The following is an 11,496-nucleotide window of genomic DNA, read 5'->3' as shown; positions in this document are numbered from 1 at the left end:
CGGGTCGACGTAACGGCTGGCGCCGCGGAAGCCGATCATCGGGTTCTCTTCGTGCGGCTCGTAGTTGCTGCCGCCGATCAGGTTGGCGTACTCGTTGGACTTGAAGTCCGACAGGCGCACGATCACCGGGTTCGGTGCGACCGAGGCGGTGAGTGTGGCGATGCCTTCGGCCAGGCGGTCCACGTAGAAGCTCACCGGATCCTTGTAGCCAGCAATCTTCTCGTCGATCTTCTTCTTGGTGGCTGCGTCCTGGCGGTCGTATTCCAGCAGCGCATTCGGGTGGATGCCGATGTGGCTGGCGATGATCATTTCCAGGCGGGCCAGGCCGATGCCGGCGTTCGGCAGCTGGCCGAAGTCGAAGGCGCGTTCCGGGTTGGCCACGTTCATCATGATCTTCAACGGTGCCGGCGGCATGTTGCCCAGATCGGTGGTGCTGCGCTCGAAATCCAGCTTGCCGGCGTAGATGAAGCCGGTGTCGCCTTCGGCGCAGCTGACGGTCACTTCCTGGCCGTCCTGGATCACCTGGGTCGCATTGCCCGAGCCGACCACGGCCGGCACGCCCAGCTCACGGGCGATGATGGCGGCGTGGCAGGTACGCCCGCCCCGGTTGGTGACGATGGCCGAGGCACGCTTCATCACCGGTTCCCAATCGGGGTCGGTCATGTCGGCGATCAGCACGTCGCCCGGCTGCACGCGGTTCATGTCGTCCAGCGACTTGACCACGCGGGCCACGCCCGCACCAATCTTGGCGCCGACGGCACGGCCTTCGGCGATCACTTCGCCCTTGCCCTGCAGCGCGTAGCGCTCGATCTGGGTGGCCTTGGCGCGCGACTTCACCGTTTCCGGGCGTGCCTGGACGATGAACAGCTTGCCGCTGACGCCGTCCTTGGCCCACTCGATGTCCATCGGGCGGCCGTAATGCTTTTCGATGACCAGCGCCTGCTTGGACAGTTCCTGCACGTCCTCATCGCTGATCGAGAAAGTGTTACGCACCTCGACCGGGGTGTCCTCGATCTTGACGCGCTCGCCCGGGACGTCCGAATAGACCATGCGGATGGCCTTGGAGCCCAGCGAACGGCGCAGGATCGCCGGCTTGCCGGCATGCAGGCTGGGCTTGTAGACGTAGAACTCGTCCGGGTTGACCGCGCCCTGCACGACCATTTCGCCCAGGCCGACCGAGGAGGTGACAAACACCACGTCACGGAAGCCGGACTCGGTGTCCAGGGTGAACAGCACGCCCGACGAACCCACGCCCGAGCGCACCATCAGCTGCACGCCGGCGGACAGGAACACGTCTTCATGCTTGAAGCCATGGTGCACGCGGTAGGCGATGGCACGGTCGTTATAAAGCGAGGCAAACACTTCCTTGACCTTGTGCACGACATCGTCGGCACCGGTGACGTTGAGGAAGGTTTCCTGCTGGCCGGCAAACGAGGCATCCGGCAGATCTTCGGCGGTGGCCGAGGAGCGCACGGCCACGGCGATGTCGCCGCCGCCGTTCTCCGCGCTCAGCTTGGCGTAGGCATCGCGGATGTCCTTGTCAAGCTGCGGCTGCAGCGGGGCGTCGATCACCCAGCCACGGATTTCCTTGCCGGCAGCGGTCAGGGCAGTGACATCTTCCACATCCAGCGTGGCCAGCTTGTCGAAAATGCGCTTGGACAGGTCGTTATGGGCGATGAAGTCCTTGAACGCCTCGGAGGTGGTGGCATAACCACCGGGGACGGACACCCCCAGACCGGCAAGATTGCCGATCATCTCCCCGAGCGAGGAGTTCTTGCCACCTACGCGGGCCAGGTCGGCCAAGCGCAGCTCATGCAACCACAGGATATTCTCGTTCAAGCGCGATGCTCCGTTGAGGCCATCGCCCGAGGCGGGCTTGGGATGGCCACGTCCGTAGGAAGAAGCCAATATGATGCAGTGCACACCGAAGCCGCACAAGCTTGTGACAATACTTTGTCTTGTGCTTGTCTTTTCCGGGACAGGCGCTGGTCATCGTCCTGACCCCTGGTCAGGAACATACTTTTGAAGGGGATCCCATGACGGCAATCCGGCCGGTTTTCTATGTTTCCGATGGCACCGGCATTACCGCCGAGACCGTGGGCCATAGTCTGCTAACGCAGTTCAATGGCTTCAGTTTCGTTACAGATCGCATGTCGTTCGTTGACGATACCGACAAGGCCCATGAGGCGGCGGCGCGTATACGGGCGGCCGGGGAGCGCTACCAGGTGCGGCCGATCGTGGTCAGTTCCTGCGTGGATTCCAGCCTGGGCCTGATCCTGGAAGAGAGCGGGGCGCTGGTGCTGGATGTCTTTGCCCCGTTCATCGGGCCGTTGGAACAGGAGCTCAGCGCTGCCCGCCATTCCAAGGTGGGCCAGGCACATGGCATGGTCGACTTCGATACCTACCATCGCCGTATCAATGCGATGAATTTCGCGCTCAGTCATGACGATGGCATCGCGGTGAACTACGACGAGGCTGATGTGGTGCTGGTGGCCGTGTCGCGTGCCGGCAAGACCCCGACCTGCATCTACCTGGCATTGCACTACGGCATCCGCGCCGCCAACTACCCGTTGACCGAGGAAGACCTGGAGCAGGATCGCCTGCCGCCACGGCTGCGCGCGTACCGCAACAAGCTGTTCGGTCTGACCATCGACCCGGAGCGGCTGCAGCAGATCCGCCAGGAGCGCCGACCAAATTCGCGCTACGCCAGCCTGGAAACCTGCAAACGCGAGGTGGCCGCGGCCGAGACCATGTTCCGCATGGAGCGCATTCCTACCCTCAGCACCACCCACACCTCGATCGAGGAGATTTCCAGCAAGGTGCTGGGTACGTTGGGGCTGCAGCGCGAAATGTTCTGACGCGCAGGCGGGCAGGGTGCCCGGGCCGCCACGCCGGGCCAATGACGTTGCGCGCTCGGCGCGGCCTGTCCAGGCCTCCGTCCGGCAGGCCGTGGTGCCGCGTCGGCCGATGCGGCGGGTGCCTGTTCGTCGTGTAGGATCAGCCCATGGCACAGGCACTTTCCCGCATCGATCGCATCCCACGGCTGAGCCGGCTCAGCTGGCTGATGGGACTGTATGCGGAAAACTATGTGCACCTGATGCGGCTGTTCGCACCTGACCGCCTGCAACAAGGCCACTACGTGTCCAGCATCGGCGATGGTCTTGACCTGCGCCTGGACGTGATCGAATGCCATCGGTACACCGTCGAGCTGCGGCTCACCTACGATCTGTGCGATCCCTTGACCGGTGAACCCGATCCGTCGGCCTATGTGCGCCTGTACCGCGATGCGCGCCAGGCCGAAACCACCCATTGCTACGTGGGGCGGCGCTGGCAGGACGTGGTGGGCATGTACCCGCCGGCCGACGCGCTGATCAGCCATCGCATGCGCATGAACACCTTCCTGGGCAAATGGATGGCCTACCTGGCCGAGCGCGGCCACGGCGTGGCCACGCTGCAGCGCGCATCGGCGACCGTGCTGCAGTTGCGCAGTCCGGGCGCTGCCACGGACTGAGTCGCTGGCCGGATCGGTCATACTTGCAGGCCCCAAGGTTTCTGGTTGTCGCTGCTGATGCCGTATACCCCGATCATGGCCACGCTTGGCTACGTACTGTCCCCCGATGGCAGCAAGGCATTGATGATCCATCGCAACACCCGTCCCGGCGACATCCACCTGGGCAAATACAACGGCCTGGGCGGCAAGATGGAGGCCGACGAGGACATCCTGGCCTGCATGCACCGCGAGATCCGCGAAGAAGCTGGTGTGGAATGCGGCACCACCCGCCTGCGCGGCACCATCAGCTGGCCCGGGTTTGGCAAGAACGGCGAGGATTGGTTCGCCTTCATCTTCATCATCGACGACTACACCGGCACCCCGCTGGAATCGAACCCGGAAGGCACGCTGGAATGGGTGCCGGTAGACCAGCTGGAATCCTTGCCGCTGTGGGAGGGCGACCGCCACTTCCTGCCGCTGGTGTTTGATGCTGACCCACGTCCGTTCCATGGCGTGATGCCTTACCGCGACGGCCGCATGCAGTCCTGGAGTTACTCCCGCGTCTAGGTCGATGCGGTGCCTGCGCAGGGCGCATTCACTCCAATCGCGCTAGGCTGCGCGCAACAAGGCCCAAAGACCCGATATGAAACGCCATTTCTCGATGCTCCGCGAATTCCAGCTTGCGGACTGGTTCACCCTCGGCAACGCGTTCTGCGGCACCGGCGCGGTGTTCGCGGCGATGCGCTTCCTGCAGGACGGCCAGCGGGGTTTCCTGTTGTTCGGCATGGCCTTGATCCCGCTGGCTTTCATCTTCGATGCCCTGGACGGACGGGTGGCGCGCTGGCGCCAGTCCTCGTCCACGCTGGGGCGCGAGCTGGATTCGCTGGCCGATGTCATCTCCTTCGGCGTGGCGCCGGCAGCACTGGCCTATGCCTGCGGCATGCAGGGGGGCTGGGACTGGCTGGTGCTGAGTTACTTCGTCTGCTGCGGTGTCAGCCGGCTGGCGCGCTACAACGTCACCGCCGAGGAGATTGCCGGCGAGTCGGACAAGGTGCCGTACTTCGAGGGCACGCCCATCCCGACCAGCCTGGCGCTGGTGGTGGTGCTGGCGTTGGCCGCGCACTTCCAGGCCATTGGCCCGGCGCTGTGGGGCGGCAGTTGGCAGCTGGGTCCGTGGCAGCTGCATCCGCTGGTCCTGCTGTTTGCACTGTCTGGTTCGCTGATGATCAGCAAGACCCTGCGCATTCCCAAGCCCTGACGCTGCATTCCCGCCCGCGTTGCTATCATCGGCGGGTATTGGGAGAGGCAGACGATGGCGGCACCGGGCAACAACGACAACAACCCGTTTGAAGCGCAGATGCGCGGCTACTGGGACGCCCTGGCACAGTCCATGGGGGGGCAGGACGCTGCTGCTTTCCCTTGGCGCGAGAGCATCGCGCAGTGGACCCGGCTGGTGACCACCGATACCCCGCCCGAGGTGCAGGAGCTGGGAGCGCGCTTCCAGCATCAGGCCGGTGACTGGTTGAGCACGATGCAGGCGGTGGCCGCCCGTTTTGCCGGGCGCGATACCAGTGCCGCGGAAGTGGCCGGTACCTGGCGCGAAGCCACGCAGGGGCAGGGCGATGCGCTGCTGCACTGGATGCTGGGCGCTGCGCGCGGTGGCAGTGCACTCAACGATCAACCCTGGGTGCGTGAATTCGCGCGCGCGGTGCAAACGGGCCTGGGGGGCAGTGACTGGCTGGATGCACCCGCCTTCGGCCCCGCACGCGAGCACCAGGCGCGTTGGCAGGCATTGCTGAAGATGCAGCAGGACTACCAGGCCCGTGCCGAGCACTACGTGGATGCGATCCGCACGGTGCTGGACGATGCATTCAAGCGTTTCGAGGCCAAACTGGGCGAGCATGAGGTGCCCGGAGGTCAGCTGACCAGCGCCCGCGCCATGTTCGATCTGTGGATCGATGCGGCCGAGGAGGCCTATGCGCAGATGGCGCTGTCCGAGGACTTCCAGCGGATCTATGGCGAGCTGGCAAATGCGCAGATGCGCCTGCGTGCGGCCAGCCAGGGCGAGCTGGAGCGCGCCTGCGAAGCGATGGGCGTGCCCACCCGCAGCGAGATGGACGCCGCCCACCGTCGCATCACCGAGCTGGAGCGGCAGCTGCGGCGTCTGGTCGCGCGCATGGGGCAGATGGTCGCCGGCGCTGAGCAGCCGCGCGCCGAGGATCAGACTGCAGCGTCGCCAGCGCCGGCAAAAGCGGCGCGTGCGGCAACTGGCAGGGCAACCTCCGGCAAACCTGCGGCAAGAAAGACCGCCGCGAAGAAGGTGGCCGGAAACAAAACCGCAGGCAAGAAACCGGCCGTCAAGAAGGCGGTGGTCAAAAAGGCCAGCGCCAACAAGAACGCCCGTTCCATCAACCCGCCGGCTGCAATCCGGAAGGCTGCGCCCGCCAGCAAGGCGCCGGCCCGCAGCAAACCTGCAGCAGCGCGCCGTGGAGGCCGGGCATGAAGGGGCCGCTGGGGTTTGGCAATGACGACCTGCTGCAGGAAACACTGCAGTGGCAGCGCAAGCTGGTTGAGGGGCTGAAGCTGCTGCCGGGGGTGGAGGACGTCAATTACGGCGTCACCGAGCGCCAGGAAGTATGGAGCGATGGCAAGGTCAAGCTGTACCGCTTTGTCAGCGAGCACCCTGGCAACGGCCAACCGCCGCTGCTGATTGTCTACGCGCTGGTCAACCGGCCCTATATGGTCGACCTGCAGGATGGCCGTTCTCTGGTGCAGAAGCTGCTGGCCCTGGGCCAGGACGTCTACGTGCTGGACTGGGGCTACCCGGACCGGTCCGAGCGTTACCTCACCCTGGAGGACCACCTGCTGCGTTACATCGACGGCGCGGTGGACCACCTGCGTGCGCAGCATGACGATCAAGCCGTCAACCTGCTGGGCATCTGCCAGGGCGGCGTGTTCTCGCTGTGCTACAGCGCGCTGCGCCCGCACAAGGTGCGCTCGCTGATCACCATGGTCACGCCGGTGGATTTCCAGACGCCTGACAACATGCTCTCGCACTGGGCGCGGCAGGTGGACGTGGACCTGTTCGTCGATACGCTGGGCAATATCCCGGCCGACCTGATGAACGCCAGCTACCTCATGCTCAAACCGTTCCGCTTGAACGTACAGAAGTACGTGGGGCTGATGGACATCCTGGACGACAAGCAGGCGCTGGAAGATTTCCTGCGCATGGAGAAATGGATCTTCGACTCGCCGGATCTGGCAGGCGAAGCGTTCCGTGAGTTCGTCAAGCAGTTCTACCAGGGCAACGGCCTGATGCACGGCAGCATCCGTATCGGCGAGGAGGCAGTGGACCTGCAGGCCGTGCGCATGCCGGTGCTGAACATCTATGCCGAGCAGGACCACCTGGTGCCGCCAGCCGCCTCGCGGGCGATGGCGGGCCGAATCGGCAGCAGCGATTACACCGAACTGGGATTCCGGGGTGGCCATATCGGCATCTATGTTTCAGGCCGCGCGCAGCGCGAGGTGCCGTCGGCAATCCACCAGTGGCTGAGCAGGAACCGCTGATGCATAAACATTCATTGCTGGTTGCGTTGTTGCTTGCTGCCACCAGCGCTACGGTGCAGGCGGCGCCAAGTGCCGCCACCCAACGCGAAATCAGCGGCCTGATGCAGGCGCTGGAACGTTCTGGTTGCCGCTTCCAACGTAACGGCAGTTGGCACGATCCGGCGCAGGCGCGCAGCCACCTGCAGCGCAAGTACGACTACCTGCTCAAACGCGATCTGGTCGACAGCAGCGAGCAGTTCATCGAGCGTGCGGCCAGCCGCAGCAGCATCAGTGGCAAGGCCTACCGGGTGGCTTGTCCCGGCAGCGCGGAACAGGATGCCGCAACCTGGTTTCTCGCCCAGCTGCGGCAATTGCGCGAAACGGGGCATCAGGCGCGGGAATGAACGAGGTACTGCCGGAGTGGGGCAAGCGCGTGTTGCAGGCCGTGGGCGGTGTATGGACCCTGCCCAATACCCTGATCGGCGTAATGGCTGGCCTGGCTGGGTGCCTGGCCGGGGCGCAGGCCTACTGGAGTCGCCGCGAATGCGCGCTTGTATTCCGGTATTGGCCATGGGGGCCTGGCGGCGCCATCACCCTGGGCATGGTGATCCTGCATACCGGGGCCGACCTGGATGGGCTGTGCATGACCTACGAACACCGTGCAGGGCGATGCCAGCATCCACGCGTGCGTCTGGGGGATCATGAGCGCGCGCATGTGTACCAGTACATGGTGTTGGGGCCCCTGTTCCTGCCGGTGTATCTGCTCAGTGGCGGGGTGAGTGTGCGCAATCCCTTCGAGCGTGCAGCCGACCGCTATGCACTACAGGGCAGGGGCTGGTTTCCCGGCGTTGGCTGAACCTGTCTTCAGTCGGCAACGCCTTGGTCATGGAGTGAAAACCTTTTGTGTACATCCTTCTAACGCAGGCCCGCGTAGTGTGGCGGCGTTATAGATCCAACAGGAGTACCAACCACCATGGCAATTGTTCTTTATATCGGTGGCAGCAAGGATGGCGACAAGGGCGTGGTGCCCTACGGTTTCAGCAAGACCCGCGCGGACACCGAATACGGTCCGGAGTTCTATGTGGAGCGGATGATGAGCGTCACCGGCCGCGGCCGGATGCGCGTGATGGTGCTGGAAGACCTGCGCGATGACATTGCCTGCCAGCGGTTGAGCCAGCACCTGGCCTGAACCTGTACCTTCCGTGCCGGGCTGCATGCCCGGTGCAATGGATTGTCAAGCTTCCGTCGCAGCGCCAGCGTTGCCAGAATGCAGATTCCCCAGAACGTGGTTTCCGCACCCGGCAATGCAAGACATCAAGCTCGCGCAGCAGATCGCGCAGACCATCGCCAACGAGATCGGCGCCCAGGCCGCCCAGGCCAAGGCCGCCATCGCGTTGCTGGACGAAGGTGCCAGCGTCCCGTTCATCGCGCGCTACCGCAAGGAAGTCACCGGCGGGCTCGATGACACCCAGTTGCGCAACCTGGAGGTGCGCCTGACCTACCTGCGGGAGCTGGAGGACAGGCGCAAGGCCGTGCTGGCCAGCATCCAGGAGCAGGGCAAGCTCAGTGATGCGCTGCGCGAGGACATCCTTGCGGCAGACACCAAGAGCCGTCTGGAGGATCTGTACCTGCCGTACAAGCCCAAGCGCCGTACCAAGGCGCAGATTGCCCGTGAGGCCGGGCTGGAGCCCTTGGCCGATGGTCTGCTGGCCGATCCCGGACTGGATCCGCAGGCCTTTGCTGCCGGTTTTGTCGGTGCCGACAAGGGCGTTGCCGACAGCAAGGCAGCGCTGGAGGGCGCGCGCGCCATCCTGATGGAGCGTTGGGGCGAAGACGCCGCGCTGGTTGGTGAGCTGCGCCAGTGGTTGGCCGAGCAGGGCGTGATCCGTGCACGCGTGGCCGAGGGCAAGGAGTCCGAGGGCGCCAAGTACCGGGATTATTTCGACCATGCCGAGTCGCTGGCGCGCATTCCCTCGCACCGCCTGCTGGCGCTGTTTCGCGCACGCCGCGAGGAAATCCTGTTCCTTGAACTGGACCCGGGCAAAGAGGCCGAGGCGGGTCACCAGTATGCCGAGGGCCGTGTTGCCCGCAATGCCGGCATCGCCGACCAGGGGCGCCCGGCTGACCGCTGGTTGCTGGATGCCTGCCGCCTGACCTGGCGCGCCAAGCTGCACATGCATCTGCTGCTGGACCTGTTCAACCAAGCCCGCGAGAAGGCCGAGGCCGAGGCGATCGGCGTGTTCGGCGACAACCTCAAGGACCTGTTGCTGGCCGCACCGGCCGGCCCCAAGGCCGTGCTCGGTCTGGACCCCGGCATCCGCACCGGCTGCAAGATTGCCGTGGTCGATGCCACCGGCAAGTTGCTGGCCACGGATACCATCTATCCGCACGAACCCAGGCGGCAGTGGGAGCAGTCGCTGCAGACGATCAAGCAGTTGTGCAGCAGGCACAATGTGGAGTTGATCGCGATCGGCAACGGCACCGCCAGCCGCGAGACCGACAAGCTGGCGGGCGAGGCGATCAAGGCCAGCAACAACCCCCGCTTGCAGAAGGTGGTGGTCAGCGAGGCCGGTGCATCGGTGTACTCGGCGTCGGAATTCGCTGCCAGGGAGTTCCCGGGCCTGGACGTCTCGCTGCGTGGTGCGGTGTCCATCGCCCGGCGCCTGCAGGATCCGCTGGCCGAACTGGTAAAGATCGAACCCAGGGCCATCGGTGTGGGCCAGTACCAGCACGACGTGGACCAGTTCCGCTTGGCCAAGGCGCTGGATGCGCGCGTGGAAGACTGCGTCAACGCCGTGGGGGTGTACGTCAATACCGCCTCGGCGGCGCTGCTGTCGCGCGTGTCGGGCCTGTCCTCCACGGTGGCCGAGAACATCGTGCGCCACCGGGATGAGAACGGCCCGTTCAAGCGCCGCAAGGAGCTGCTGAAAGTGCCGCGACTGGGCGAGAAGACCTTCGAGCAATGCGCCGGCTTCCTGCGCATCGCCGACGGCGACGAGCCGCTGGATGCGTCGGCGGTGCACCCGGAGGCCTACCCGGTGGTCGAGCGTATCGTGGCTGCCGCCGCGCGCCCGATCAAGGCGGTGCTCGGCGACGGCAGCTTCCTGCGCGGGTTGAAGCCGGAACAGTTCACCGACGCCACGTTTGGCGTGCCGACCGTGCGGGACATCCTGAAGGAGCTGGAAAAGCCCGGCCGTGACCCACGCCCGGAGTTCAAGGCAGCACGTTTCGCCGACGGTGTGGAAGACATCAAGGACCTGCGTGAAGGCATGATCCTGGAAGGTGTGGTCAGCAACGTCGCTGCGTTTGGCGCCTTCGTCGATATCGGCGTGCACCAGGATGGCCTGGTCCATATCTCGGCGCTGTCCGACAGCTACGTCAAGGACCCGCGTGACGTGGTCAAGGCGGGCGACATCGTCAAGGTGAAAGTGCTGGAAGTGGATGTGGCACGCAAGCGCATCGCCCTGACCCGGCGGCTGGAAGATGCGCCGGTAGCGAAGAAACCGGAGCAGGGTGCCTCACTGCGCCGCGACGGCAGCGGGCAGCGCGGACAACCGCGCCAGGCCAATGGCGGCGGCCGCCCCGGCAATCCCTCCCCGCGCCCGGCGCAATCGGCAGCGCCTGCCAACAGTGCCTTGGCAGAAGCCTTTGCACGGGCCCGGAAGGGCGGCTGATTACGGGCGTGGCGTTGAGGCCCTGCATGGCGGGGCCTCTGGCTGGCGACGGACGGTATCAGCTGATGGCCAGCGAATGGGCCAGCGCCTGGCTCAGGTCGGCCCCGGTATAGGGCTTGGCCAGCTTGATGCCGGCGTCGAATACCGGGGGCAGCTGCGAGGTGTCCATGCCGGTGGCCACCAGGAAGGGGATGCCGCGCTGCTGCAGCTGTTCGGCGACAGGCGTGCTGGTCTCGGTATGCGACAACCAGTAATCCAGAAATGCCAGCTGTGGTTGCATTTCATCCAGCAGCTGCAGCGCCTCGGCGACACTGCAGGCAACGCCGACCACGCAAAGGCCCTCTGCCTCGAGCTGCAGCTGCAGCAGCATGGCATTGAGCTCGTCGTTCTCGACGATGAGCGCGCGCGTTCCCTGTAACGATGCCATTGATCGTCCCCATTTCCGTTGGCGAGAGTATAGCGCCGGTGGAAATCGGCATTACAGAAAAATTTGGCCCTGACCCCTGCCCAACTGAACAAAGCTCCGCTATACTCGCCGCCTTGCCAGCCGAAGTGGCGGAATCGGTAGACGCAGCGGATTCAAAATCCGCCGCCCTTAAAAGCGTGTGGGTTCGAGTCCCACCTTCGGCACCAGGAAAAAAACAGGCACTTCGGTGCCTTTTTCTTTGTCTGCGATCGGGCTTTGCCGTCGCGTTGCAGCGATGTTTCGGCTGAATCCGGAATGGTGCAGGGGCGGATTTGTCCCGGCCTGATGCGTTGGGTTGCGACCGCGCTTCGTGACCTTCA

12 protein-coding genes and 1 tRNA gene are annotated in these 11,496 nt (G+C 64.8%); 11 read left to right on the top strand and 2 right to left on the bottom strand.

Annotated elements, in window-relative coordinates; genetic code table 11:
• A partial coding sequence (ppsA, locus tag B2527_RS04550; RefSeq protein WP_293706350.1) for a phosphoenolpyruvate synthase occupies nt 1-1,839 on the bottom strand: 1,839 nt, incomplete at its 3' end.
• A gap of 197 nt (nt 1,840-2,036) precedes the next feature.
• On the opposite strand from ppsA, the gene ppsR reads away from it, so the two are divergent.
• From ppsR to B2527_RS04500, 10 genes are all read left to right on the top strand, one after another.
• Nucleotides 2,037-2,858 carry a posphoenolpyruvate synthetase regulatory kinase/phosphorylase PpsR gene (gene ppsR, locus B2527_RS04545; RefSeq protein WP_293706349.1) on the top strand — a complete coding sequence of 274 codons (822 nt, stop codon included), beginning with the start codon at nt 2,037-2,039 and terminating at the stop codon, nt 2,856-2,858.
• Between the two features lie 146 nt (nt 2,859-3,004).
• A complete protein-coding gene (locus B2527_RS04540; RefSeq protein ID WP_293706348.1) occupies nt 3,005-3,511 on the top strand; it encodes a DUF1249 domain-containing protein in 507 nt (168 codons plus the stop codon).
• Between the two features lie 57 nt (nt 3,512-3,568).
• A complete protein-coding gene (locus B2527_RS04535; RefSeq protein ID WP_293706358.1) occupies nt 3,569-4,057 on the top strand; it encodes an NUDIX hydrolase in 489 nt (162 codons plus the stop codon).
• A 76-nt stretch (nt 4,058-4,133) separates the two neighbouring features.
• Nucleotides 4,134-4,748: a CDP-alcohol phosphatidyltransferase family protein gene (locus B2527_RS04530; protein ID WP_293706347.1), complete on the top strand. Its 615-nt coding sequence runs from the start codon at nt 4,134-4,136 to the stop codon at nt 4,746-4,748.
• 54 nt (nt 4,749-4,802) lie between these two features.
• Entirely contained in the window at nt 4,803-5,993 is a 1,191-nt protein-coding gene (phaE, locus tag B2527_RS04525; RefSeq protein WP_293706346.1) for a class III poly(R)-hydroxyalkanoic acid synthase subunit PhaE, read from the top strand.
• Nucleotides 5,990-7,057 (top strand): class III poly(R)-hydroxyalkanoic acid synthase subunit PhaC, encoded by a 1,068-nt coding sequence (locus B2527_RS04520; protein ID WP_293706345.1) that lies wholly within the window; start codon nt 5,990-5,992, stop codon nt 7,055-7,057. Before phaE ends, B2527_RS04520 begins: the two co-directional genes overlap by 4 nt.
• Nucleotides 7,057-7,440: a DUF5329 domain-containing protein gene (locus B2527_RS04515; RefSeq protein ID WP_293706344.1), complete on the top strand. Its 384-nt coding sequence runs from the start codon at nt 7,057-7,059 to the stop codon at nt 7,438-7,440. The genes B2527_RS04520 and B2527_RS04515 overlap by 1 nt, the downstream gene beginning before the upstream one ends.
• Entirely contained in the window at nt 7,437-7,892 is a 456-nt protein-coding gene (locus B2527_RS04510; protein WP_293706343.1) for a hypothetical protein, read from the top strand. The genes B2527_RS04515 and B2527_RS04510 overlap by 4 nt, the downstream gene beginning before the upstream one ends.
• Nucleotides 7,893-8,009: 117 nt before the next feature.
• Nucleotides 8,010-8,225 carry a hypothetical protein gene (locus B2527_RS04505; RefSeq protein WP_293706342.1) on the top strand — a complete coding sequence of 72 codons (216 nt, stop codon included), beginning with the start codon at nt 8,010-8,012 and terminating at the stop codon, nt 8,223-8,225.
• 115 nt (nt 8,226-8,340) lie between these two features.
• Nucleotides 8,341-10,710: a Tex family protein gene (locus tag B2527_RS04500; RefSeq protein ID WP_293706341.1), complete on the top strand. Its 2,370-nt coding sequence runs from the start codon at nt 8,341-8,343 to the stop codon at nt 10,708-10,710.
• Between the two features lie 58 nt (nt 10,711-10,768).
• On the opposite strand, the gene B2527_RS04495 is transcribed toward B2527_RS04500, so the two are convergent.
• On the bottom strand, nt 10,769-11,137 hold the full coding sequence (locus B2527_RS04495; protein ID WP_293706340.1) for a response regulator: 369 nt from the start codon (nt 11,135-11,137) through the stop codon (nt 10,769-10,771).
• 119 nt (nt 11,138-11,256) lie between these two features.
• On the opposite strand from B2527_RS04495, the gene B2527_RS04490 reads away from it, so the two are divergent.
• Nucleotides 11,257-11,343, top strand: a tRNA-Leu gene (locus B2527_RS04490).
• The last annotated feature ends 153 nt before the right edge of the window (nt 11,344-11,496 follow it).

Source organism: Stenotrophomonas sp. UBA7606 (genome assembly GCF_002477705.1).
Lineage (GTDB): Bacteria > Pseudomonadota > Gammaproteobacteria > Xanthomonadales > Xanthomonadaceae > Stenotrophomonas.
The sequence above is the reverse complement of the archived record's forward strand: the minus strand, read 5'-3'. Positions and strand labels throughout refer to the sequence as shown.